Source organism: Streptomyces sp. NPDC007189 (assembly GCF_040703635.1).
GTDB lineage: Bacteria > Actinomycetota > Actinomycetes > Streptomycetales > Streptomycetaceae > Streptomyces.
In genome coordinates this window covers 307,646-331,403 of the sequence record NZ_JBEYEY010000002.1, presented here as the reverse complement: position 1 = coordinate 331,403, position 23,758 = coordinate 307,646, and the positions used below count along the sequence as shown (strand labels likewise).

Here is a 23,758-nt window from a genome sequence, read left to right as displayed (position 1 = left end):
CCGCCGGATTTCACCATGCGGACCGCTGCCCAGTACCCGGAAACCCCCATGTCACACGCCGCGTCAGAGGCCCAGCGCCCGCAGCCGCTCCTCGGCCCGCTCCGGCGCGTAGAGGTGTTCCACCACCAGCGCCCCCGCTCCGATGAGCGCCGCCCGCTCCCCCAGCCGGGAGGTCACGACGTCCAGGTGGGCCGTCGAGCGCGGCAGTGCCCGCTGGTAGAGGATTTCCCGCACGCCGGTGAGGAAGGGCGTCCCGGCCAGGTCGCCCGCGATCATCAGCACCCCCGGGTTCAGCAGGGTCACCACCGTCGCCAGGACGTCGCCGACCCGGCGCCCGGCCTCCCGGGCCAGCGCCGCCGCCTGCGGATGCCCGGCCGCCAGCAGGTCCCGCACGTCCGCGCCGGAGGCGGCCGGCACCCCGCTCTCCGCCAGCCGCCGGGCCACGGCGCCCCCGCTCGCGACGGCGGCGAGACAGCCCTGCGCACCGCACCGGCACAGCGCGTCCGCGCCCACCCGGATGTGCCCGATGTCGCCGGCGCCGCCGTCGATCCCCCGGTAGACCGAGCCGTCCACGACCACCCCGGCGCCGATGCCGGTGGACACCTTGACCAGGACGAAGGCCGCGCAGTCGGGGTGGCCGGCGCGCTGTTCGCCGTACGCCATGAGGTTGGCGTCGTTGTCGACCAGGACGGGGACGGCCGGGGCGCCGGTGTGCTCGGTGAAGGCGCGGCAGAGGCGGCCCGTGATGTCGTAGCCGTCCCAGCCCGGCATCATCGGCGGCTGCACCACCCGGCCGGTCCGGGTGTCCACCGGGCCGGGCACGGCGAGACCGATGCCGCAGACGTCCGCCGCCGGGTTCCCGGTCTTCTCCAGCAACTCGCCGAACCAGCGGCCCAGTTCGGGCAGGACGACCTCGGGGCCGTCCCCGATCACCAGTGTCCCCGAGTGCTCGGCGAGGATCTCGCCGGTCAGGGACAGCACGGCCGCGCGGGCGTGCCGGGTGTCCAGGTCGGCGGCGAGGACGACGGCGTGGGAGTCGTCGAACTCCAGGGTGATGGAGGGGCGGCCGCCGAGCGGCGAGTCGACCGGGCCGCCGGCGCCCTCGCGCAGCCAGCCCGCCCGGAACAGCCGGTCCAGGCGCTGGCCGACGGTCGCCCGGGACAGTCCGGTCGCCTGCTGGAGCGCACCGCGTGTCACCGCCCGCCCGCTGCGGACCAGTTCGAGGAGTTCTCCGGCGCCGGCCGGACCGCCGCTCTTCCCCGCTCTTCCCGGACGTCCGGTCATGTGCACCCCCTTGTGTTTCCCAAGCCTGCATTACATATTGAGTTTTGCGTGTTAAATAGACGTAACTCTACGACGGTTACCGCCAAACCCGGTCGTCCGGCCGGGCGTCTTCGTCTTCGGGGAGCCCCGAGTGGATCGCAGCACGCAGCTCACCGTCCGTCCCGCGCCGTACGGGACCTCCTGTGATCCCCCGCCGCCCGCCACCGCCTCCCTGCACCTCAAGGCGGCCCGCGTGCTGGACGCCAACTGGACGGGCTGCTCGACCGTCCCCTCCCTGAACCTGTATCCGCACCAGTGGTCCTGGGACTCGGCGTTCATCGCGATCGGCCTGCGGCGCCTCTCGCCGCGGCGGGCGCAGATGGAGCTGGAGACGCTGCTGGCCGCCCAGTGGGCCGACGGGCGTGTACCGCACATCGTCTTCAACCCCTCCGTACCGCTCGACGCCTACTTCCCCAGCCCCGACTTCTGGCGCTCCTCCACCGCCGGTCGCGCGGCGGGCGCCCCGCGCACCGTACAGACGTCCGGGATCGTGCAGCCACCCGTCCACGCGCTCGCGGCCTGGCTGGTGCACCGCGCCGACCCCGAACTGTCGCGCGCCCGCGGCTTCCTGGCCCGGGTGTACCCGCGGCTGGCCGCCTGGCACCGCTATCTGCTGCACCGCCGGGACCTGGGCGGCGGCGGGCTGGTGTCCGTGATCCACCCCTGGGAGCAGGGCATGGACAACAGCCCCTGCTGGGACGCCCCGCTCGCCCGGATCACCCCGGCCCCGGCCCGCTCCTTCCGCCGCGCCGACCTCGACCACGGCGCGCCCGAGGACCGGCCGACGGATCTGGACTACGGGCGGTACGTACGGCTGGCCGCCGACTACCGGGACGCCGGGTACGCCGACGGCGGCGGTGAGTTCGCCGTGGAGGACCCGGCGTTCAACGCCCTGCTCATCGCCTCCGAACAGGCGCTGGCCCGGATCGCCGAGGAACTCGGCGCGTCCGGCGCCGCCCGCCGCGCCCGCGCCGACCGGCTGACGACGGCCCTGGTGCACCGGCTGTGGGACCCGGCGGCCGGCATGTTCCGATGCCGGGACCTACGCGCGGACGGGCGGGGCAACCCGGGCGGCCAGCGGGGAGTGTCCGGCTCGGGCGGCCGGCAGAGGGGGTCCGGTCCGAGCGACCGACCTGTGGCGTCCGGCCCGAGCCACCGACCCGGAGCGTCCAGCCCGAGCGACCGACCGAGGCCGTCCGACCCGAGCGACCGACCGAGGGCGTCCGACCCGAGCGACCAACCGACAGCCTCCGGCACGATCGACCACCCCAGGGCGTCCGACCCAAGCGACCAACCCAGGGCGTCCGACCCGAGCGACCGACCCCGGACGTCCGACCCGAGCGACCGACCCAGGGTGCCCGGCCCGAGCGACCGACCCGGGGCCTCCGGCCAAAGCGACCGACCGGGGGCGTCCGACCCGAGCGACCGACCGAGGGCGTCCGGCCCGAGCGACCAACCGACAGCCTCCGGCACGATCGACCAACGCTGGGCGTCCGGCCCGAGCGACCAACCGACGGCCTCCGGCACGAGCGGCCAACCCACGGCGTCCGGACCGGGCGGCCGGCCAGGGTTGTCCGGCCCGGACTCCCGTCTGATTCCCGAGCGAGGGGTCTCCGGGCTGGTGCCGCTGCTCCTGCCCGGGCTGCCGCGTGAGATCGTCGCCGCGCTGGTCCGCACCCTGTGCGGGCCGCACTTCGGGCTCGGTGACCGCACCCGGCTGGTGCCCAGCTACGACCTGCTCGGCGAGGCCTTCGACCCGCACCGGTACTGGCGCGGGCCGGCCTGGTTCAACATCAGCTGGCTGCTGGAGCGGGGCCTGCGGGTGCACGGCGAGCGGGCGCGGGCCGACGCGCTGCGCGCGGCCGTGCTGCAGCTCGCCGAGGCCACCGGCTTCGCGGAGTACGTCGACCCGTACACCGGCGAGGCCTGCGGCGCGACCGGCTTCGGCTGGACCGCGGCGCTCGCCCTCGACCTGCATCACGAGCTGCACCAAGACCTTCTCAAGGGCGCCAGCGAGGGCGTGTCCGAGGCGGTCACCGGCACGTTCGACAGGAGTGACGAAGGAGGGAACCGGCGATGACGGACCGGCACCATCTGCTCGTGCACGGAGCGACGTTCGCCGCCGTGGGCGACCGGGGCGACATCAGCGGGGTCCGCGGCAGCGGCTCCCCGGACGGGTTCTTCGTACGGGACGCCCGGCACCTCAGCCGCTGGCAGCTCACCGTCGACGGCGCCGTCCCCGAGGTCCTCGCTCCGGTCACCGACGGTGACGCGCCCTGCTGCGTCCTGGTCCCGCGCGGCGGCCGGCAGGAGCCTCCGGCGCACACCCTGTTCCGCCGGCAGGCGGTCGGCGACGGCTCGTTCGTGGAGTCCGTGCGGGTGACCAGCAACCGCCCGGTGCCCACCACCGTCCGCCTCGCCCTCACCGTCGACGCCGACTTCACCGACCAGTTCGAACTCCGCTGCGACCACCGCACCTACGCCAAGCCCGGCGCCGTACGCTCCCGCGAAGTCCTCGACGACGGCATCGAGTTCACCTACCGGCGCGCCGAGTGGCGGTCCTGTACGACGATCACCGCGGACCCCGCCCCCGACGCCGTGGAGGAGACCGGCACCGGCGCCCGCCGGCTGGTGTGGGCCCTGGAACTGCCGCCGCACGGCACCACCGAACTGCTGCTGCGCGTGATCGCCCGTCCACACGGCGAGCGGCGGGCCGTGCGGGTGCCGCGCGACCCGGCCGCCGTGCACGAGCAACTCCTCGCGCTGGAGGGGGAGTTCATGGAGGGCGTGGCCTTCCCCACCGGCCGGCCGGAGCTGGCCGCGGCCTGCGCGCGGGGCCTCGCCGACCTCGCCGCGCTCCAGGTCCCGGCCACCGGCCCGGACGGCGAGGAGCTGCGGGTCCCGGCCGGCGGCGCGCCCTGGTTCCTCACCCTGCTCGCCCGCGACGCCCTGCTCACCTCCCTGTTCGCGCTGCCGTACCGGCCGGAACTGGCCGCCGCCACGCTCCCCGCGCTCGCCGCGAGCCAGGCCACCGGCGCCGGCCCCTCCCCGCTCGCCCAGCCCGGCAAGATCGTGCACGAGGTGCGGCACGGCGAACTGGCGCACTTCGGCCAGGTGCCGTTCGGGCGGTACTACGGCTCGGTCGACGCCACCCCCCTGTTCCTCGTGCTGCTCGGCGCGTACGCCGAACAGACCGGGGACACCGGGCCGGCCCTGCGGCTCCAGCCGCACGCGCGGGCCGCCGTCGGCTGGATGCTGGACCACGGCGGCCTGACCTCGCGCGGCTACCTCGTCTACCGCGCCGACGAGGGCGGCCTCGCCAACCAGAACTGGAAGGACTCCCCCGGCGCGATCTGCTGCGCCGACGGCACCCGGCCCACCGGCGCGGTGATGGCGGCGGGCGCCCAGGGCTACGCGTACGACGCGCTGCGCCGCACGGCGTGGCTGGCACGGACCGTGTGGGGCGACGAGACGTACGGCGCCCTGCTGGAACAGGCCGCCGCCGATCTGAGGGACCGGTTCCAGCGGGACTTCTGGATGCGGGAACACTCCTTCCCGGCGCTCGCGCTGGACGGCGAGGGCCGCCAGATCGACGCGCTGGCGTCCGACGCCGGGCACCTGCTGTGGTCCGGGCTGCTGGACAAGGAGTACGGCGAGGTCGTGGGCCGGCGGCTGCTGGAGCCGGACTTCTTCTCCGGGTGGGGCGTGCGGACGCTGGCCGCGGGGCAGTCGGCGTACCATCCGCTGTCCTGTCACCGCGGTTCCGTGTGGCCGCACGACAACGCGCTGATCACGCTGGGTCTCGCGCGGTACGGGCTGCACGACGAGGCCCGGACGGTGGCGCACGCGCTGGTGGACGCGGCGACGGCGGCCGGGCACCGGTTGCCGGAGGCGCTGGCCGGGTACGGCAGGGACACGCATCCGGAGCCGGTGCCGTATCCGCACGCGTGTGTGCGGGAGTCCCGGTCGGCGGCGGTGCCGCTCGCCCTGCTGACGGCGATGGGCGGGGTGTAGCGCGCTGTATTTGCCCGGTGTTTGCTCAGTGCCCTGAACAGGGGACCGGGAGCCGCCGTACGGGACTGCGGATCGGGTCACGTAGGGAAGGACGCCGGGTTGTCCCAGGACATGAGCACGCGCGAACCAGCCGCAGCGGAAGCCGAAGAGGCGGAGCCGGAGCAGTCCGCACCCCCGATACCCGGCCCCCGCTCCGTGCCGCGCCCCTGGGCCGCGGTCAAGGACCGTGCCCGGCGCTGGCGCGAGGAGCACCCCGCGGCGGCTCAGGGCCTGTCCGTCTCCGTCACCGTGCTGGCCGCCGCCCTGGTGATCGCCGCGCTGGTGATGCCGAACACCGTGGTCCGGCTGGAGCCCCGGCAGTTCGTGCGGATTCCGGCGGAGGCCGTGATCGGCGCGGCCGTGCTGATCGCGCTGCCGCGCCGGCCGCGGGTGGTGCTGGCGGCCGTGTCCGGGGTCGCGCTGGGCGTGATGACCGTGCTGAACGCGCTCGACATGGGGTTCAAGCAGTACCTCGGCCGCGGCTTCAACGTCGTACTGGACTGGAGCCTGTTCGGCGACGCGGAGTCGTATCTGGAGGACTCGCTCGGCCGTACGGAGACCCTGGCCGCCGTGGCCGGTGTGATCGCCGCGGTGCTGCTCCTCTTCCTGCTGCTGGCGCTGTCCATGGTGCGGCTGAGCAACCTGCTCGCCCGGCACACCGGCATCGCGACCCGGGGCACGCTGGTCGCCGGCGTCGTCTGGATCACCTGCTCCTCCCTCGGCCTGCAGATGTCCGGCGTGCCGCTCGCCGCCGACAGCACCGCCACCGCGCTGAAGGCGCAGGCCCGTCTGGTGTCGGCCACGCTCAAGGACGAGGCGGAGTTCCAGAAGGTCGCCAAGGTCGACGCCTTCGGCAACACCCCGGGCAGCCAGCTGGTCCCGGATCTGCGCGGCAAGGACATGATCTTCACGTTCATCGAGAGCTACGGCCGCAGCGCGATCGAGGACCCGATCATGGCGCCCGGCGTCGACGCGACCCTCGACGCCCGCACCAAGGCCCTGGCCAAGGCAGGCTTCCACGCCAAGAGCGGCTGGCTGACCTCGGCGACCTACGGCGGCAGCAGCTGGCTCGGCCACTCCACCACCATGTCGGGCCTGTGGATCAGCAACCAGCAGCGCTACCGCACGGTCATGGCCAGCGACCACCTCAGCCTGACCGAGGCGTTCAAGAAGACCGGCGCCTTCGACACGGTCGGGGTCATGCCGGGCGTGCAGAAGGCGTGGCCGGAGCAGAAGTGGTACGGCCTGGACAAGGTCTACAACGCCTTCGAACTCGGCTACAAGGGACCGAAGTTCAGCTGGTCGACGATGCCCGACCAGTACGCCCTGCAGCAGTACCAGGAGCGGGTCCACAGCAAGAAGCCCGCCGGCGGCAAGGCGCGGATGTCGCTGCTCATCCTCACCTCCAGCCATCAGCCGTGGGCGCCGATCCCGAAGATGGTCGGCTGGGACCAGCTGGGCGACGGCTCGGTCTTCAAGGGCATCCAGGCGGCGGGCAACAAGCCGGCCGACGTCATCGCCGACACCACCAAGTCCCGCCAGGAGTACGGCAAGTCGGTCCAGTACTCGGTGACCGCGCTGACCGAGTGGCTGACGCGCTACGGCAGCAAGGACACCGTGCTGGTCTTCCTCGGCGACCACCAGCCCATCGCCCGGGTCAGCGGCAACCACGCCAGCCGTGACGTGCCGGTGTCGATCGTCGCCAAGGACCCGAAGGTCCTCGACAAGATCGCCGGCTGGGGCTGGACGGACGGGCTGCGCCCCGCCCACAACGCCCCGGTGTGGAAGATGAGCGCGTTCCGCGACCGCTTCCTGACGGCGTACGGGTCGACCCCGCACCCGAAGAAGGGCTGACAGCAGCCCGCCGATCGGGGGTCCGGGGCGGAGCCCCCGGGACGGTCACCCGCCCGACGTGTCCAGCTCCGCGTCCTCGGTCACGCCCGCGCAGTCGTACGGGTCCTTCAGCCACCCGTCCGGCAGCACCACCCGGTTGTTGCCGGACGTGCGGCCGCGCGGCCCGTCCGCGCCGGCCGGCCACGGCTGGTCGAGGTCCAGCTCGTCCAGCCCGGCCCGCAGCTCCTCCAGCGACGACGTGATCGCCAGCCGCTTGCGCATCTCGGAGCCGACCGCGAAGCCCTTCAGGTACCAGGCGACGTGCTTGCGGAAGTCGACCACGCCCTTGGTCTCGTCGCCGCTCCACTCCCCGAGCAGGGTCGCGTGCCGGACCATGACGTCGGCCACCTCCCGCAGCGTCGGCCGCGCGAAGGAGGTCCGCCCCTCGAACGCCGCCACCAGGTCCGCGAACAGCCACGGCCGCCCCAGGCAGCCGCGCCCCACGACCACGCCGTCGCAGCCGGTCTCGCGCACCATCCGCAGCGCGTCCTCGGCCGACCAGATGTCGCCGTTGCCGAGCACGGGGATCTCCGGCACGTGCTCCTTGAGCCGGGCGATGGCGTCCCAGTCGGCGGTGCCGCCGTAGTGCTGGGCGGCCGTACGGCCGTGCAGGGCGATCGCCGTGACGCCCTCCTCGACGGCGATGCGGCCGGCGTCGAGGTAGGTGAGGTGGTCGTCGTCGATGCCCTTGCGCATCTTCATGGTCACCGGCAGGTCACCGGCACCGGAGACCGCCTCCCGCAGGATCGCCCGCAGCAGGTTCCGCTTGTACGGCAGCGCCGAGCCGCCGCCCTTGCGGGTCACCTTCGGGACCGGGCAGCCGAAGTTCAGGTCGATGTGGTCGGCCAGGTCCTCCTCGGCGATCATGCGGACGGCCTTGCCGACGGTCGCCGGATCGACGCCGTACAGCTGGATCGAGCGGGGCTTCTCGCTCGCGTCGAACCTGATCAGCTGCATGGTCTTCTCGTTGCGCTCGACCAGCGCCCGCGTGGTGATCATCTCGCTGACGAACAGGCCCTTGCCGCCGCTGAAGTCACGGCAGAGGGTGCGGAAAGGCGCGTTGGTGATGCCCGCCATGGGTGCGAGCACGACGGGCGGCGTCACGGCGTGCGGGCCGATGGTCAGGGGCTGGGTCATCACAGGGCTCCGGGACGGATCTACGACACGGGACACAGGGCAAGCACCCATTGTCCCTCACCGCACCACCGGCCCGGCAGGCCACTGCGGCTGAGCGGCCGGACCGGGCGGGAGCGGCGCGGCGATCATCGTGTACGCCACACCATTTAGGCACACTATTAGTTAGACGCACTATCGAGTTGCGCGTACGATTGTCGTCATGCCCGAGTTGAGCCCTCGCCGCCGTCTGCTGGTGCTCGCGATCTGCTGCATGAGCCTGCTGATCGTGAGCCTGGACAACACCGTGCTGAACGTGGCGCTGCCGTCCCTGCAGCGCGATCTGCACGCAAGCACCTCAGGCCTGCAGTGGACGATCGACGCCTACACCCTGGTCCTCGCCTCACTGCTGATGCTGGCGGGGTCGACGGCCGACCGCATCGGCCGCAAGCGGGTCTTCATGTCCGGCCTGGTGGTCTTCTCCGTCGGCTCGCTGCTGTGCTCGCTCGCGCCGAACCTGTCCCTGCTGGTGGTCTTCCGCATGGTGCAGGCGGTCGGCGGCTCGATGCTCAACCCGGTCGCCATGTCGATCATCACCAACACCTTCACCGACGCCCGGGAGCGGGCCCGCGCGATCGGCGTCTGGGGCGCGGTCGTCGGCATCTCCATGGCGGCGGGACCGCTGGTCGGCGGCCTGCTGGTGCAGTCGGTGAGCTGGCGCGCGATCTTCTGGATCAACCTCCCGGTGGGCCTCGCGGCGCTGCTGCTCACCCTCCGCTTCGTCCCCGAGTCCCGCGCGCCCAAGGCCCGCAGGCCCGACCCCGTCGGCCAGATCCTGGTCATCGCCCTGTTCGGCTCGCTGACGTACGCGATCATCGAGGCGCCGGACTCCGGCCCGGCCGCGGTGGCCCCCTACGCGGCGATCGCCTTCGTGGCCCTGCTCGGCCTGCTCTGGTACGAGCCGCGGCGCGAGGAACCCCTCATCGACCTGCGCTTCTTCCACTCGGCTCCGTTCAGCGGCGCCACGGTGATAGCGATCAGCGCGTTCGCGGCGCTGGGCGGCTTCCTGTTCCTGTCCACGCTCTACCTGCAGAACGTCCGTGGCCTCGACGCCCTGCACGCGGGTCTGTGGATGCTGCCGATGGCCGCGCCGACCTTCCTGTGCGCGCCCCTGTCCGGCCGCCTGGTGGGCAGCCGCGGCCCCCGTGTGCCCCTCCTGATCGCCGGTACGGCGATGACGGCGAGCGGCGCCCTGTTCGCGGCCTTCGAGGCGGAGACGTCGAACGCCACCCTGCTCGTCGGCTACGTCCTGTTCGGCATCGGCTTCGGCTTCGTGAACGCGCCGATCACCAACACCGCCGTCTCCGGGATGCCGCGCGCCCAGGCCGGCGTCGCCGCCGCGGTCGCCTCCACGAGCCGGCAGCTGGGCCAGACGCTCGGCGTCGCGGTGATCGGCGCGGTGCTGGCCTCCGGCATCCACGCCTCCGCCTTCCGCGGCACCTTCGTCTCGGCGGCCCGCCCCGGCTGGTGGATCCTCACCGCCTGCGGCCTGGCCGTCCTCGTCCTCGGCCTGCTCACCAGCGGCCCCTGGGCCCACCGTACGGCGGAGCGCACGGCCGAGAAGCTCCAGGCGGCGGAGATCCGCCAGCCGGTGGGAGCGTCCGGGCGCGGCTAGGCCGTACCGCCCGTGCTCCCGGCCGGATCACCGTGCCGCGCCCTACCCCTCCGGCTCCCAGGCCTGGAGCAGCTAGAAGAGCCGGCAGTCGCCGTCGAGCTTCAGCGAGTCCAGCGGCAGGCGGCCGCGCCCCGGGCGGAGGCGTCGGCCGCGTCCGGGGCCTCGCCGGGCAGGCGGGCGGCCCGTGCGCCGTCGGCGGACAGCCAGGTGCGCCAGGAGCGGCCTCGGTGGCGTGGTAGTCGACGACGGCCGGCCGGTGCGGCCAGGCGGCCGTCGTGGCGCAGCAGGTGAACAGGAAGTCCTCGACACCGTCGAGCGCCACCTCGTCCGGCAGCGGCTGCGGCGCGCCCGCGGTGAGCTGCGCGTCGTAGGTGTGCACGGCGATCTCCTGGAGCTGGTGCCGGGCGACGGCGCCGCAGGTCCGCGGCGACTGCCAGGTGCCCCACCACGTCCAGCACCCGCGGCCCGGGCCGGCCTCCCGCAACGCGTCCAGCAACCGCTGCGTCGTCCGGTGCGGACCTGGCCGAGGCGGCGCGGGCCCGCGGCGATCGTGGCGGCCCACGAGCGGCACCCCTCGCCCAGGTGCCGCGCCAGATCGGCCAGCGTCCACGCGGGGCAGGTCGGCACCGGCGCGTCGAGGCCGGGCGCGGAGGCGACCGCGGCACGGAAGGCGGCCGACCGCTCGTCGAGGAGCCGCAGCAGGGCGGGGAACTCCAGAGTCTCTTCCACTCCGCTGTCTGTCACCGCACTCCGCCTGCCGGACAGCGGTTTTCCCGGCCTGCGCGGCCAGGCGCGTCAGACCGTGGCGGTGGCGTCGGCGAGTGCGAGGGCGTGCAGGCGCTCCAGGCGCTCGCGGGTCTCCTCGTCGGCCGGGGTGTACGTGACCATGCGGGCGCCGTGTTCCGGGCCGAGCCACAGGTCGGTGTGTTCCACCTTCAGGTGGCCCACGTGCGCGTTGAGGAACTCCTTGGTCTTGGAGCGGGTGCCGACGACCTCGTAACGCTCCCAGTGCTCGCGGAAGTTGGGGGACTCCGTCTCCAGCCGCTTCAGGAGCATCTTCCAGGCCGGCTCGCCGAGGTGGCCGGCCAGGGACGCGCGCAGCCGGGCGGCCATCAGGCGCTGGGTCTCCTCCAGGGAGACGACCGATGACTGCCAGTCCTTGTTCGTGTAGACGAGGAGCATGCAGTTGCGGTCCTCCGCCGGTATCGCGTCCAGGTCGCACAGGAGGCGGCCGTAGGTGCGGTTGTAGGCGAGGATGTCGTACCGGCTGTTCTGGACGCAGGCCGGGACCGGCTCCAGCTGGCGCAGCAGCGCGCGCAGGGCCGGGGTCACGCTGGGGCAACTCGCGGCGGGCGTCGGGTCGGTGGCGCCGGCGAGCTGGAACAGGTGGGCGCGTTCGCTGGCGTCCAGCATCAGGGTACGGGCGAGAGCGTCCAGCACCTGCACGGAGACCTGGATGTCGCGGGCCTGTTCGAGCCAGGTGTACCAGGTCACGCCGACCGCGGAGAGCTGGGCGACCTCCTCCCGGCGCAGTCCGGGGGTACGGCGGCGGGCGCCGCGCGGCAGGCCCACCTGCTCCGGGGTGATGCGCTCACGCCGGCTGCGCAGGAACGCGGCCAGCTCGTGCCGCCGGATCTCCGAGCCCCGGCTCGCCGGCTGCGGGGCGCTCGTCCGGTCCGTGACCATGGTCGTCATGGTTCCAGGGTGCCCTGTCGGCCATCCTGTTGCCAGGTAGTTCTTGTACCAGGATGAGGACACTCTGGTACCCCTCTGGGCGGTGGCGCAGGCTCGGGGACATGAGTGAAACCGTCACCACCCGGGCCGTCCGTACGACGGCCGCGCCGCCCGCACTCGGCGGGCTCGGGCTGTTCACCGTACTGCTGGCGGCGGCGCTGCCGCTGGTCGATTTCTTCATCGTCAACGTCGCCCTGCCGACCATCGGCACCGATCTGGCCGCGGGCGAGGCCGTGCTGGAGCTGGTCGTGGCCGGGTACGGCGTCGCGTACGCCGTGCTGCTGGTGCTCGGCGGGCGGCTCGGCGACCTGTTCGGACGGCGCCGGCTGTTCCTCGGCGGGATGGCCGCGTTCGGCCTGACCTCGCTGGCCTGCGGGCTGGCGCCCGGCGCCTGGAGCCTGGTCGCGGCGCGGGTCGCCCAGGGCGCCTCGGCCGCGGCGATGCTGCCGCAGGTCCTCGCCACCATCCAGGCCACCACCCGCGGCACGCGCCGCGCCAAGGCCATGAGCCTGTACGGCGCGACCGCCGGACTGTCCATGGTCGCCGGGCAGATACTCGGCGGGGTGCTCGTCGCCGCCGACGTCGCCGGGACCGGCTGGCGGTCGGTGTTCCTGGTCAACGTGCCGGTGGTCGCGGTGGGGCTGGTCCTCGCCGTGCGGGCGGTGCCGGAGACCCGCTCGCAGCACCCCGAGCCCGTCGACGTGCCCGGCACGGTCCTGCTCGCGGTGTCCCTGCTGACGCTGCTCGCCCCGCTCACCGAGGGCCGGGCCGCGGGCTGGCCGCTGTGGACCTGGCTGTCGCTGGCCGCGTTCCCGTTCGCGGCGGGGGCGTTCTGGGCCGTGGAGCGGCGGGCCGACCGGGCGGGCCGGACCCCGCTGGTGCCGCCGAGCCTGCTGGCGCTGGCCTCGCTGCGGCGCGGTCTGGTGCTGATGCTGCCGTTCTCCATCGGCTTCAGCGGGTTCATGTTCGTCATCGCGCTGGCGCTGCAGCAGGGCGCCGGGCTCGGTCCGGTGCCGGCCGGGCTGGCGCTCGCGCCGATGGCCGTGACGTTCCTCTTCGTGTCCCTCGCCGGGCCGCGGCTGATCGGCCGTTACGGCACCCGGGTCGTGACCGCCGGTTCGGTGGTGCAGGGCGTGGGCGTGCTGCTGATCGTGCTGGCGGCGTGGCGGGACTGGCCGCACCTGGACTTCGGCTCGCTGCTGCCGGGCGCCGCCGTGGCCGGCGCCGGGCAGGCGCTCCAACTGCCCAACGTCTTCCGGATCGTGATGTCCGAGGTGCCGCCCGCGCGGGCCGGCGTGGGCAGCGGTGTGATGGTCACCACCCAGCAGTCGGCGCTCGCGCTCGGCGTGGCCACGCTGGGCACGCTGTTCCTCACCCTGGTGCCGCGCATGGGCATGCGGAACGCGCTGGTCACGGCGCTGCTGGTGCAGTTGGCCGGGGTGGTGCTGACCGGGCTGCTCAGCCTGCGGCTGCCGCGCGAGATCGGCTGAGCCGGGGGCCGGGCGGCCGGCTCCCGGCCACGGCTCGGACAAGTCCGCGTGAAGCTCCCCCTGTTGATGTTCGTTGTGCTGCACACTCCTGTCCCGGCCGGGTGTTCGCGGACCCTGGAGAGCGGGAGGCGTCATGGCGCAGGGCAACACCACGAGCAAGGTGAGCCGTTGGGACCAGCACGGCCGGGAGCACGTGGTCCGGGTGCAGCGCACGGGGGTGCAGCGCACGATCAGATGCGACACGTGCGGCTGGCGCAGGGGGGCCCAGTTCCTGCCGTGGCTGAAGGCGGAGGAGCATCTGGCCGAGGCCCATCAGGCGACGGTCGACCCGGCGGCTGCCCGGCAGCCGTCACGGTAGGGAAAACAGGTTCCCGGCAACCCACCTGACCTGCACTCTTACCAAATACTGTCACGCTGAGTCACAACTCGAGTGGCCCGTGTGGCGGACCGGGGTCAGCCTTGAGACGTCCCTTCCACGAGCGACAGGAGACACTCATGACCTCGGTACTCCGCCACAGCTACGTCCGGGCGCTCGGCGCTGGTGCCCTGTCCGTGGCGCTGCTCTCCGGCGGAACAGCCGGAGCGTTCGCCGCGAGCCCGAGTCCCAGCCCGACGCCCAGCATGTCGATGGACAGTCCGATGCCCGACATGTCGACGGACAGCACGATGCCCGGCATGTCGATGGACAGCCCGTCGCCCGGCATGTCGATGGCCAGCCCGTCGATGAGCGACACGATGGCGCGCCCGACGCCGGGCGGGACGATGGCCTCCCCGACCACCGGGATGGCGTCGATCACCGTCCGCGCCCACAAGTCCTCGGTGAAGGCGGGGCAGGCGGTGAACTTCACCGGGCGCACCAAGGGCCTGAAGATCGGCACCCCGCTGGTGCTCCAGCACATGAAGTCCGGCAAGTGGACGCCGCTGAAGGCGACCGCGAAGGTCCGCAGGGGCAGCTCGTACTCGATCGTCGCCAAGCTCAACACCAAGGGCACCGAGACCCTGCGGGTCGCGGCCGTCAACGGCTCGGCCAAGGTCTACTCGTCCACGGTCACGGTGAAGGTGAGCTGACCCCCGGGTGAGCCGGCCCCCGTACCGGGAGGCTCACCGTGCGGGTGTCGTCAGCCCGCGTATCAGCAGGTCGACTACGGCCGTGAACTCCTCGTCGACGCCGGGAGCGGTCCATTCCCGGGCGTGACAGGGGTCGTGGAAGCGGCCGGTGGCCTGGAAGACGGCTCGGGCCGCGGCGGCCGGGTCGGGCACCGGGAAGGCGCCCGACCCGGCCCCTTCCGCGATGATCCGGGTCAGCTGCCCGGTCAGGTCGGCGATGTGCTCGCCGACCACCGTGCCGTTCTCGTCGGTCAGCACCGTGTAGGTGGCGAACAGTTCGGGATCGTCGCCCGCCTTGTGCCGCTTGGCCTCGAACAGGGCGGTGAGCCAGGCCCGCAGTTTCTCCTCCGCGGTGCCGTCCCCGGCGGCGATGACGGCGAGTTTCTCCGCCGTCCGGTCCAGCCAGCGCTTGGTGACCGCCTCGCGCAGCGCGGCCTTGGTGCGGAAGTGCCGGTAGACGCTGCCGTGGCTGACGCCGAGCGCGCGGGCCACGTCGACCACGGTGGCCTTGGCCGGGCCGTGGCGGCGCAGCACCTCCTCGGTCGCTTCGAGGATGCGCTCGGCGGTCAGGGTCTCTGCGGGCGGTGCCATGCCTTAGACCGTACCCGGCGCCGCACTCAGCGCTCGCTGTCGAGGTGTGCCATCTGCGCGGTCGGGTAGCGGTCGCCGGCCGCCGCGTCCGCCGGCACGGCCTCCTCGATCGCGGCGAGGTCGGCCGCGTCCAGGGTGACGTCCAGCGCGCCGAGGGACTCGCCGAGCCGCTCGCGGGTGCGGGCACCGATGAGCGGCACGATGTCCTCGCCGCGCGAGAGCACCCAGGCGATGGCGATCTGCGCGACGCTCGCGCCCTTCTGCTCGGCGATCTTGCGCAGGGCCTCGACCAGGTTCAGGTTGTGCTGGAGGTTCTCGCCCTGGAAGCGGGGCGAGTGTGCGCGGAAGTCGTTCGCGGCCAGCTGCCGGTCGCGGGAGAAGTGGCCGGAGATCAGGCCGCGGGAGAGCACGCCGTAGGCCGTGATGCCGATGCCCAGCTCGCGCGTGGCCGGCAGGATCTCCCGCTCGATGCCCCGGCTGATCAGCGAGTACTCGATCTGCAGGTCGGCCACGGGAGCGGTGGCGGCGGCCCGGCGGATGGTCTCGGCTCCTACCTCGCTCAGGCCGACGTGCCGGACGTACCCCTTCTCGATCAGCTCGGCGATCGCGCCGACGGTCTCCTCGATCGGCACGTCGGGGTCGAGGCGGGCGATCCGGTAGACGTCGATGTGGTCGACGCCGAGGCGCTGCAGGGAGTAGGCGGCGAAGTTCTTCACGGCGGCCGGGCGGCCGTCGTAGCCGCTCCAGTTGCCCTCCGGATCGCGCAGGGCGCCGAACTTCACGCTGGTCAGGGCCTGTTCGCGCAGGGCGGCCGGGGCGGTGCGCAGGGCCTCGCCGATCAGCATCTCGTTGTGCCCCATGGCGTAGAAGTCGCCGGTGTCCAGCAGGGTCACGCCCGCCTCCAGGGCGGCATGGATGGTCGCGACGGACTCCGCGCGGTCGGCGTCGCCGTAGAGCGCGGACATGCCCATGCAGCCCAGGCCGAGGGCGGAGACCTGGGGGCCGGTGGTTCCGAGGGTTCGGGTTCGCATCGTCATGGCACCACCTTGCCATGACAGCTGACAGATTTCAATATCTGTCAGCTGTCATGTGTCAGGGTGGTGTCAGGTGTCGCTGCTGGCCCGGCCGGTCACACCACGCCGCTCTCCCACCACCAGGAGCCGGAGCCGTACGAGGGGTACTGGACCCGGCTGTCGCAGTGCTGCCAGGAGTGGGAGTACGCCTCCAGGCCGGAGAACCCACAGGTCTCGGCGATCTTGTAGACCTGGTAGGTGGTGTGTCCGGAGACCACGACGTCCGCGGCGACGCCGTAGCAGTGCATGCTGTTGGACGCGCCGCCCACCGAGGAGTTGTACGAGACGCTGCGGAAGCCGGAGTTGATGGTGACCGCGCTGTCGCCGGCCTTCCTGCGCAGCGCCTCCAGCTTGTACATCAGCCGGCGCACGTTCTCCTTGACCGCGGCGGAGCCGACCTTGCCGCCGCTGAAGCCGGAGCCGTCGTGCGAGGTGAACTCGCTCCAGTCGAAGTGCGCCGTCGATCCGTCGCTGCTCTCCAGGCTGTTGAGCACGCTCTGGGTCTGCGGGCCCACGACGCCGTCCGCGCTGAGGCCGTAGGCGGACTGGAAGCGTCTGACCGCGCCGTCCGTGGCCGGGCCGAAGTCGCCGTCCCAGGCGATGTACGTCTGGCTGGCCCCGGACGCCGCCCAGCCGCCGACGCGGATCTGCAGTTCCACGACGTCGGAGCCGGAGGCGCCCTGCTGGAGGGTGCGGGACCAGCCGTACGCGGAGGCGGGGCCGGCCGTGCCGAGGGTGACGGCCGCGGCGCCGAGCGCGGCGGTCATGCCGGCCGCTCCGCGCAGGAGTGTGCGCCGCCCGATGATCCGGTCGTGCGGCTGTGACTCGTTCATGCGTGTCTCCTCTTCTCTCGGGTGGGATGGGAGAGCGGGCAGCGGTCAGGCGACGAGGGCCTGCCAGGTGTCCGGGCCGACGATGCCGTCGACGCTCAGCCCGTGCGCCGACTGGAAGGAACGCACCGCGCTGTCCGTCGCCGCTCCGAACGCGCCGTCCACGGTGAGCGCGGCGCCGTGCGCGTTCAGCTGGCTCTGCACCGCCGACACCGCCTGGCCGGTGGAGCCCTGGCGCACGGTGACGATCAGCGCCTGCCAGGTGTCCGGGCCGACGATGCCGTCGACGCTGAGCCCGTGCGCCGACTGGAAGGAACGCACCGCGCTGTCCGTCGCCGCCCCGAACGCGCCGTCCACGGTGAGCCCGGCGCCGTGCGCGTTCAGCAGGTACTGCACGGTTCTGACGCGCTCACCGGTGGCGCCCTGCCGCACGGTGGGCCAGCCGGCGGCCGGCGGGGGTGTGTAGCCGCTGCGGGCGAAGGACTGGAGCTGGGCGGCGGTGCCGTTGAAGGTGTCCTGGTCGCCGGGGAAGACACCGGAGTCGGCGTACTGCCAGATGGTCTGGGCGGACCAGCCGGCCGGCAGTGTGCCGGGACCGCTGGCGTAGCGGGCGATCCAGAGCGGGTTGGTCGCGCCGAAGCCGCCGTTGTCGCCGGTGCAGGTGGTCCACCAGTCGGTGGTGGTGTAGATCGTCGGGTAGCGGCCGGTGCGGGCGTGCACCTCGTTGCTGAAGTCCCGGATCCAGGACACCATCGCGCTCTGGCTCAGGCCGTAGCAGGTGGCCCCGTAGGGGTTGTACTCGATGTCCAGCGCGGGCGGCAGGGTCTTCCCGTCAGCGCTCCAGCCGCCGCCGTGGCCGACGAACCAGTCGGCCTGCGCCGTACCGCTGGAGTTGCCGGGCAGGGCGAAGTGGTAGGCGCCGCGGACCAGGCCGGCGTTGTAGGCGCCGTCGTACTGCTGGGAGAAGTCGGGGCTGGTGTAGGTGGTGCCCTCGGTGGCCTTGACGTAGGCGAAGGCGGCGCCGTCGGCCTTCACGGACGCCCAGTCGACGGTGCCCTGATGGCCGCTGACGTCGAGTCCGGCCGGGCCGGTGCCGGTGACGGCGGCCGGGGCGAGGGCGTTGGGTGCGAGGCGTTGCAGTCCGGCTCCGGCGTAGTCGTCCTCGGGGTGCGTCATGTGCACCGGGGTGCCGCGGTCCTGGCCGTGGGCCGCGGGGCCGGCGGGCTGGGCGGAGGCGGTGCCGGGCAGGAAGAGCAGGAACAGTAAGGCGGTCAGCAGGACGGCCGCGCCGGCCGGCGCCGCTGACCGCGGATGTCTGGGGGACGGCATGACTGATCAACTCCTCGGAAAGGAAGGGTTGACGCGCGTAAACCGTAGGAGTGGATTGTCATGGCTGCAACAGTCCGCGCATGAACAGTCGACTGCGGCAACCAGAACGGCCCAGGCCGCCCGCACCCCCACCGGACACACCACGGCCCCTGACGGGGTTCCGGGCGGAACCCCGTCAGGGGCCGGTGAGGCGGTGGGCCGGAGGGGCTAGCAGCCCAGCAGGCGTCCGGCGAGGTAGCCCTCGATCTGGTCGAGAGACACCCGCTCCTGCTTCATCGAGTCACGCTCGCGCACCGTGACGGCGTTGTCGTCGAGCGTGTCGAAGTCGACGGTCACGCAGTACGGCGTACCGATCTCGTCCTGGCGGCGGTAGCGGCGGCCGATGGCGCCGGCGTCGTCGAACTCGATGTTCCAGTTCTGGCGCAGCGCCTGAGCCAGACCCTTGGCCTTCGGGGACAGCTCGGGGTTGCGGGACAGCGGGAGGACGGCGACCTTCACCGGGGCGAGGCGGTGGTCCAGGCGCAGCACCGTGCGCTTCTCCATCTTGCCCTTGGCGTTCGGCGCCTCGTCCTCGACGTACGCGTCGAGCAGGAAGGCCAGCATGGTCCGGCCGACACCCGCCGCGGGCTCGATGACGTACGGCGTCCAGCGCTCGCCGGCCTCCTGGTCGAAGTACGACAGGTCCTGGCCGGAGGCCTTGGAGTGGGCCGTGAGGTCGTAGTCGGTGCGGTTCGCGACGCCCTCCAGCTCGCCCCACTCCGAGCCGCCGAACTGGAAGCGGTACTCGATGTCGGCGGTGCGCTTGGAGTAGTGGGAGAGCTTCTCCTTCGGGTGCTCGTACCAGCGCATGTTCTCAGTCCGCAGACCCAGGCCGGTGTACCAGTTCCAGCGCTGCTCCATCCAGTACTCGTGCCACTTCTCGTCCTCGCCGGGCTTGACGAAGAACTCCATCTCCATCTGCTCGAACTCGCGGGTGCGGAAGATGAAGTTGCCCGGCGTGATCTCGTTGCGGAACGACTTGCCCATCTGGGCGATGCCGAACGGCGGCTTGCGGCGTGAGGTGGTCTGCACCTGGCCGAAGTTGGTGAAGATGCCCTGGGCGGTCTCCGGGCGCAGGTAGGCGACGGAGCCGGAGTCCTGGGTCGGGCCGAGGTGCGTCGACAGCAGGCCGGAGAACTGCTTGGGCTCGGTGAACTGGCCCTTGTTGCCGCAGTTCGGGCAGTTGATGTCGGCCAGGCCGTTCGCCGGGGCGTGGCCCTTCTTCTCCTCGTAGGCCTCTTCGAGGTGGTCGGCGCGGAACCGCTTGTGACACGCGGTGCACTCGGTCAGCGGGTCCGTGAAGGTGGCGACGTGACCGGAGGCGACCCACACCTCGGAGGCCAGGATGACGGACGAGTCGATACCGACGACGTCCTCGCGCGACGTCACCATGTAGCGCCACCACTGGCGCTTGATGTTCTCCTTGAGCTCGACACCCAGCGGTCCGTAGTCCCAGGCGGCGCGCTGTCCGCCGTAGATCTCACTGCACGGGAAAACGAAGCCACGGCGCTTGCTCAGGCTGACGATGGTGTCGATCTTGTCGGCGGCCACGGTGCTCTCTTCATTACGACGACGGGCGTTGAAGCGAGATGCTTCCAGCGAATGATTCAGGTTACCGGCGCAGGCTCCCCCCGGACCAAATCGGCCCCCCTCAGCGAGACGCCTTCCCCAGGTCCGCGAGGCTCTCACCGGCCTCTCACCGGCCGTTGTTGACAACGGTTTCCATGTTTGTTGAAAATGACTGTCATGAACGTACGACGACGCCTCATACCCGCCGCCGCGATCACCGCCGTGACCGCCCTCGGCCTCGGCACCCTCACCGCATGCTCCGGGGACGGGGCGGAAGCGGCGAACACCGGCAAGTTCGACGTCGTCGCGTCGTTCTACCCGATGGCCTTCCTCGCCGAGCGGATCGGCGGGGACCACGTCCACGTCACCAGTCTGACCTCCCCCGGCCAGGAACCGCACGACCTGGAGATCAGCCCCCGGCAGATCGCGCTGCTCCAGGACTCCGACGCCGTCCTGTACCTGAAGAACCTCCAGCCCTCCGTCGACGACGCGGTGGCCCAGTCCCCGGTCAAGACCAGGATCGACGCGGCCTCCCTCACCACGCTGGAGGAGCACGGCACCGAGGTCGGCGGCCACGCCGCCGCGCACGACAGCCACGACAGCGAGGAGTCGGCCGGCAGGGACCCGCACATCTGGCTCGACCCGGTGCGCTACGCCCAGGTCGCCGAGGGCGTCGGCAAGGCCTTCGAGAAGGCCGACCCGAAGCACGCCGCCGACTACCGGAAGAACACCGCGGCCCTGGTCAAGCAGCTCGACGAGCTGAACACGCGGTTCCGCAGCGGCCTGGCGCACCCGAAGACCAAGGTCTTCATCACCACCCACGCCGCCTTCGGCTACCTCGCCGAGCGCTACGGCCTGACCGAGGAGGCCGTGGGCGGCCTCGACCCCGAGTCCGAGCCCAGCGCCGCCCGCGTGAAGGACCTGGAGACGATGGCCAGGGCCGACGGCGTCTCCACCGTCTTCTACGAGACGCTCGTCAGCGACAAGACCGCGAAGACCATCGCGCACGACGCCGGCCTGAAGACGGACGTGCTCGACCCGATCGAGGGCATCACCGCCAAGTCCCGCGGCAAGGACTACTTCTCCGTCCAGGAGGCCAACCTCAAGGCCCTCCAGCAGGCGCTCGGCGCGAAGTGAAGGGACACGAGATGACCGGCGAACCCGTCATATCCCTGCGCGGTGTCACCGCCGAACTCGGCGCCCGGCCCGTGCTGCGCGGCATCGACCTCACCGTCGGCCGCGGCGAGGTCGTCGCGCTGCTCGGCGCCAACGGCTCCGGCAAGTCCACGGCGATCCGCACGATCATCGGCCAGGTACCGGCGAGCGGCGGCACGATCGAGCTGTTCGGCACCCCGCGCCGCGCCTTCCGGGACTGGTCGCGCGTGGGATACGTGCCGCAGCGCACGACGGCGGCGGGAGGCGTGCCCGCGACGGTCACCGAGATCGTCTCGTCCGGCCGGCTCTCCCGCACCCGCTTCGGCGTCTTCCGCAGGGCCGACCGGGACGCCGTGCACCGGGCCCTGGAGCTGGTCGGGATGGCCGACCGCGCCAAGGACTCCGCGGGCGCCCTCTCCGGCGGCCAGCACCAGCGCGTCCTGATCGCCCGCGCCCTGGTCGCCGAGCCCGAACTGCTGATCATGGACGAGCCGATGGCGGGCGTCGACCTGGCCAGCCAGGAGGTGCTCGCCCGCACCCTGGAGCAGCAGGTCGAGTCCGGTACGACGGTCCTGCTCGTCCTGCACGAACTGGGCCCGCTGGAGCCCCTGATCGACCGGGCGGTCGTCCTGCGCGACGGCTGCGTCCTGCACGACGGCCCGCCGCCGCAGGCCGTGGGCCAGCACGCCCTGCCCGGCCACGACCACGTACACCCGCACGCACCGGCGGGTTCGGAACCTCTGCGGACGGGACTGCTGAGCTGATGGACTTCCTGAACTACGCCTTCATGCAGCGGGCCCTGCTCGCCGCCGTCCTGGTCGGCATCACGGCGCCCGCGGTCGGCATCTACCTGGTCATGCGCCGCCAGGCCCTGATGGGCGACGGCATCGGACACGTCGCGATGACCGGCGTCGGCCTCGGCTTCCTGCTCTCCGCCTCCCCGGTGTGGATGGCGACGGCCGTCTCGGTCCTCGGCGCGGTCCTGATGGAGCTGATCCGCTGGTACGGCAGGACCCGCGGCGACATCGCGCTCGCCATGCTCTTCTACGGCGGCATGGCGGGCGGCGTGATGTTCATCAACCTGGCGCCGACGGGCTCCAACGCGAACCTGACGACGTACCTGTTCGGCTCGCTGTCCACCGTGTCGCAGTCCGACGTGACGGCGATCTGCCTGCTCGCCGCGTTCGTGGTGCTGGTCACGCTCGGCCTGCGCCGCCAGCTGTTCGCGGTCAGCCAGGACGAGGAGTTCGCGCGGGTCACGGGCCTGCCGGTGCGCGCCCTGAACCTGCTGACGGCGGTCACGGCGGCGGTGACGGTCACGGTCGCCATGCGTGTGGTCGGTCTGCTGCTGGTGTCCGCGCTGATGGTGGTGCCGGTCGCGGCGGCGCAGCAGCTCACCCGCAGCTTCACGGCGACCTTCGTGATCGCGGTCGCGATCGGCGTGGCCGTGACCGTCAGCGGCACGATCACCTCGTACTACCAGGACGTCCCGCCCGGCGCGACGATCGTCCTGCTGACCATCGCCGGGTTCGTCGCGCTGACGGCCCTGGCCACGCCGTTGGCCCGGCGCCGCGCCCGTGCGGCGGCCGCGGCGCAGCCCGCCGCGGACCCGGCCGAGTGCACGATTCCGGCCACGAGACAGGCCGGGGACAAGATCGGCGTCTGACCGCCGACAGCCCGGGCTGGCACAATGGCCGCCCGGGCAGAAGCGAGACGTGAGGAGGCACCCGGTGACGACCGCTGGACCGCCCGTGAAGGGCCGCGCGACCCGTCAGCGTGCAGCCGTGGCGGCGGCCCTGGACGAGGTCGAGGAGTTCCGCAGCGCGCAGGAACTGCACGACATGCTCAAGCACAAGGGCGACTCGGTCGGCCTGACCACGGTCTACCGCACCCTCCAGTCCCTCGCCGAGGCCGGCGAGGTCGACGTCCTGCGCACCTCCGACGGCGAGTCCGTCTACCGCCGCTGCTCGACCGGCGAGCACCACCACCACCTGGTGTGCCGGGCTTGCGGCAAGGCCGTGGAGGTCGAGGGCCCGGCCGTGGAGAAGTGGGCCGAGGCGATCGCGGCGGAACACGGGTACGTCAACGTGGCCCACACGGTGGAGATCTTCGGCACGTGCGCCGACTGCGCGCGGAGCTGACCGCCGGTCGGGCAGCGGCGTTGGCGGTGCAGGGGGTCCGGCGCCCGCTCAGGTGCGGGTGATGTGGCGGTCCAGGATCTCCCGCAGGCGGTCCGCGTCCGACGACTCCGCCAGCCCCCGCTTCGGCAGCAGCGTGAGGCACCGCGCATGGGGATCACCGCTGAAGAGGACGAACATCTCCGGTGTCTCCCGGTAGCACGGCCGCGCCCCCCACTCCTGCGTGACGGTGATGTGGTCCCCGCGGATCGTCACCCCGGCGTCCGTCACCGTCGTGCGGCACGCCCCGCTCACTTCGGCGGCCCGCGCCAGGCTCCGCCCCTGGAACCGGGGCATCAGCAGGAAGCACAGCGCGAGGTAGCCGACGAGGAGGACCGAGGTCACGTCCATGCCGTCGGTCGTGAGGAGCCCGATCCACAGCAGCAGGGCGAGTGCGACCCCCAGCGTGTTCCGGCCCCACCAGGTCATCCTCCGGCGCACCCAGAGTGCCTTGGTGAAGTCGCGCGCGGTCGGCCGGTACGCCAGCTCCACGGCCTCATGGGCGGTCTCCCGCCCCATGTCCATGACCATGAGGCGGGATCGTACAGCCGTTCCCCCGGATGTGATCAGGCGGTGCGGCCGAAGCAGCGCTCCAACGCGGTGAGCA

Annotated in this window: 22 protein-coding genes and 1 pseudogene; 11 read left to right on the top strand and 12 right to left on the bottom strand. The window is 72.4% G+C overall.

Annotated elements, in window-relative coordinates; all coding sequences use genetic code 11:
* Positions 1-63: 63 nt before the first annotated feature.
* Complete coding sequence (locus AB0950_RS04610; RefSeq protein ID WP_366777785.1) at positions 64-1,284, bottom strand: ROK family protein; 1,221 nt, start codon at positions 1,282-1,284, stop codon at positions 64-66.
* A 130-nt stretch (positions 1,285-1,414) separates the two neighbouring features.
* Between AB0950_RS04610 and AB0950_RS04605 the strand changes: the two genes are divergently transcribed.
* From AB0950_RS04605 to AB0950_RS04595, 3 genes are all read left to right on the top strand, one after another.
* The gene (locus AB0950_RS04605) at positions 1,415-3,403 is read left to right on the top strand and encodes a hypothetical protein (protein WP_366777784.1); all 1,989 of its coding nucleotides are present in this window, start codon (positions 1,415-1,417) and stop codon (positions 3,401-3,403) included.
* Positions 3,400-5,337 carry a glycogen debranching N-terminal domain-containing protein gene (locus AB0950_RS04600; RefSeq protein ID WP_366777783.1) on the top strand — a complete coding sequence of 646 codons (1,938 nt, stop codon included), beginning with the start codon at positions 3,400-3,402 and terminating at the stop codon, positions 5,335-5,337. Before AB0950_RS04605 ends, AB0950_RS04600 begins: the two co-directional genes overlap by 4 nt.
* A gap of 111 nt (positions 5,338-5,448) precedes the next feature.
* On the top strand, positions 5,449-7,230 hold the full coding sequence (locus AB0950_RS04595; protein ID WP_366777781.1) for a CDP-alcohol phosphatidyltransferase: 1,782 nt from the start codon (positions 5,449-5,451) through the stop codon (positions 7,228-7,230).
* A 45-nt stretch (positions 7,231-7,275) separates the two neighbouring features.
* On the opposite strand, the gene dusB is transcribed toward AB0950_RS04595, so the two are convergent.
* Positions 7,276-8,406: a tRNA dihydrouridine synthase DusB gene (dusB, locus tag AB0950_RS04590; RefSeq protein WP_360570915.1), complete on the bottom strand. Its 1,131-nt coding sequence runs from the start codon at positions 8,404-8,406 to the stop codon at positions 7,276-7,278.
* A gap of 199 nt (positions 8,407-8,605) precedes the next feature.
* Between dusB and AB0950_RS04585 the strand changes: the two genes are divergently transcribed.
* Complete coding sequence (locus AB0950_RS04585; RefSeq protein WP_360144231.1) at positions 8,606-10,057, top strand: MFS transporter; 1,452 nt, start codon at positions 8,606-8,608, stop codon at positions 10,055-10,057.
* On the opposite strand, the gene AB0950_RS04580 is transcribed toward AB0950_RS04585, so the two are convergent.
* The 3 genes and pseudogenes from AB0950_RS04580 to AB0950_RS04570 all read right to left on the bottom strand — a co-directional run bounded on the left by AB0950_RS04580 (position 9,957) and on the right by AB0950_RS04570 (position 11,752).
* Positions 9,957-10,667, bottom strand: a complete 711-nt coding sequence (locus AB0950_RS04580) for a maleylpyruvate isomerase N-terminal domain-containing protein (RefSeq protein WP_366777927.1) — start codon at positions 10,665-10,667, stop codon at positions 9,957-9,959. The genes AB0950_RS04585 and AB0950_RS04580 overlap by 101 nt on opposite strands.
* Positions 10,592-10,786, bottom strand: a pseudogene (locus tag AB0950_RS04575) (maleylpyruvate isomerase N-terminal domain-containing protein); the annotation flags it as partial. The pseudogene AB0950_RS04575 and the gene AB0950_RS04580, both read right to left, overlap by 76 nt.
* A 66-nt stretch (positions 10,787-10,852) precedes the next feature.
* Positions 10,853-11,752 (bottom strand): helix-turn-helix transcriptional regulator, encoded by a 900-nt coding sequence (locus tag AB0950_RS04570; RefSeq protein ID WP_366777780.1) that lies wholly within the window; start codon positions 11,750-11,752, stop codon positions 10,853-10,855.
* 101 nt (positions 11,753-11,853) lie between these two features.
* Between AB0950_RS04570 and AB0950_RS04565 the strand changes: the two genes are divergently transcribed.
* Together AB0950_RS04565 and AB0950_RS04560 are read left to right on the top strand one after the other, a co-directional pair.
* Positions 11,854-13,281 (top strand): MFS transporter, encoded by a 1,428-nt coding sequence (locus tag AB0950_RS04565; RefSeq protein ID WP_360570909.1) that lies wholly within the window; start codon positions 11,854-11,856, stop codon positions 13,279-13,281.
* A 133-nt stretch (positions 13,282-13,414) separates the two neighbouring features.
* Positions 13,415-13,639, top strand: a complete 225-nt coding sequence (locus AB0950_RS04560) for a hypothetical protein (RefSeq protein ID WP_360144240.1) — start codon at positions 13,415-13,417, stop codon at positions 13,637-13,639.
* 160 nt (positions 13,640-13,799) lie between these two features.
* Here AB0950_RS04560 and AB0950_RS04555 read toward each other — a convergent pair whose 3' ends face one another.
* Positions 13,800-14,129 (bottom strand): hypothetical protein, encoded by a 330-nt coding sequence (locus AB0950_RS04555; protein ID WP_360144243.1) that lies wholly within the window; start codon positions 14,127-14,129, stop codon positions 13,800-13,802.
* Here AB0950_RS04555 and AB0950_RS04550 point away from each other — a divergent pair.
* On the top strand, positions 14,119-14,349 hold the full coding sequence (locus AB0950_RS04550; RefSeq protein ID WP_360144246.1) for a hypothetical protein: 231 nt from the start codon (positions 14,119-14,121) through the stop codon (positions 14,347-14,349). The two genes, AB0950_RS04555 and AB0950_RS04550, sit on opposite strands and share 11 nt — an antisense overlap.
* A gap of 33 nt (positions 14,350-14,382) precedes the next feature.
* Here the strand turns inward: AB0950_RS04550 and AB0950_RS04545 are convergent, their stop codons facing one another.
* The 5 genes from AB0950_RS04545 to AB0950_RS04525 form a co-directional block, all read right to left on the bottom strand.
* Positions 14,383-14,979 carry a TetR family transcriptional regulator gene (locus AB0950_RS04545; protein WP_360144249.1) on the bottom strand — a complete coding sequence of 199 codons (597 nt, stop codon included), beginning with the start codon at positions 14,977-14,979 and terminating at the stop codon, positions 14,383-14,385.
* Positions 14,980-15,005: 26 nt separating this feature from the next.
* A complete protein-coding gene (locus AB0950_RS04540; RefSeq protein WP_360144252.1) occupies positions 15,006-16,016 on the bottom strand; it encodes an aldo/keto reductase in 1,011 nt (336 codons plus the stop codon).
* Between the two features lie 92 nt (positions 16,017-16,108).
* On the bottom strand, positions 16,109-16,885 hold the full coding sequence (locus AB0950_RS04535; protein WP_360144255.1) for a D-Ala-D-Ala carboxypeptidase family metallohydrolase: 777 nt from the start codon (positions 16,883-16,885) through the stop codon (positions 16,109-16,111).
* Between the two features lie 45 nt (positions 16,886-16,930).
* Positions 16,931-18,211 carry a GH25 family lysozyme gene (locus AB0950_RS04530; protein WP_366777779.1) on the bottom strand — a complete coding sequence of 427 codons (1,281 nt, stop codon included), beginning with the start codon at positions 18,209-18,211 and terminating at the stop codon, positions 16,931-16,933.
* 207 nt (positions 18,212-18,418) lie between these two features.
* On the bottom strand, positions 18,419-19,801 hold the full coding sequence (locus tag AB0950_RS04525; protein WP_360144261.1) for a glycine--tRNA ligase: 1,383 nt from the start codon (positions 19,799-19,801) through the stop codon (positions 18,419-18,421).
* 195 nt (positions 19,802-19,996) lie between these two features.
* Between AB0950_RS04525 and AB0950_RS04520 the strand changes: the two genes are divergently transcribed.
* From AB0950_RS04520 to AB0950_RS04505, 4 genes are all read left to right on the top strand, one after another.
* Positions 19,997-20,956 (top strand): metal ABC transporter substrate-binding protein, encoded by a 960-nt coding sequence (locus AB0950_RS04520; RefSeq protein ID WP_360144264.1) that lies wholly within the window; start codon positions 19,997-19,999, stop codon positions 20,954-20,956.
* 11 nt (positions 20,957-20,967) lie between these two features.
* Entirely contained in the window at positions 20,968-21,738 is a 771-nt protein-coding gene (locus AB0950_RS04515; protein WP_360144267.1) for a metal ABC transporter ATP-binding protein, read from the top strand.
* The gene (locus AB0950_RS04510) at positions 21,738-22,640 is read left to right on the top strand and encodes a metal ABC transporter permease (RefSeq protein WP_360144270.1); all 903 of its coding nucleotides are present in this window, start codon (positions 21,738-21,740) and stop codon (positions 22,638-22,640) included. Before AB0950_RS04515 ends, AB0950_RS04510 begins: the two co-directional genes overlap by 1 nt.
* Before the next feature lie 64 nt (positions 22,641-22,704).
* A complete protein-coding gene (locus tag AB0950_RS04505; protein WP_360144273.1) occupies positions 22,705-23,115 on the top strand; it encodes a transcriptional repressor in 411 nt (136 codons plus the stop codon).
* Positions 23,116-23,163: 48 nt separating this feature from the next.
* Here AB0950_RS04505 and AB0950_RS04500 read toward each other — a convergent pair whose 3' ends face one another.
* On the bottom strand, positions 23,164-23,682 hold the full coding sequence (locus AB0950_RS04500) for a hypothetical protein (protein ID WP_360144276.1): 519 nt from the start codon (positions 23,680-23,682) through the stop codon (positions 23,164-23,166).
* Between the last annotated feature and the right edge of the window lie 76 nt (positions 23,683-23,758).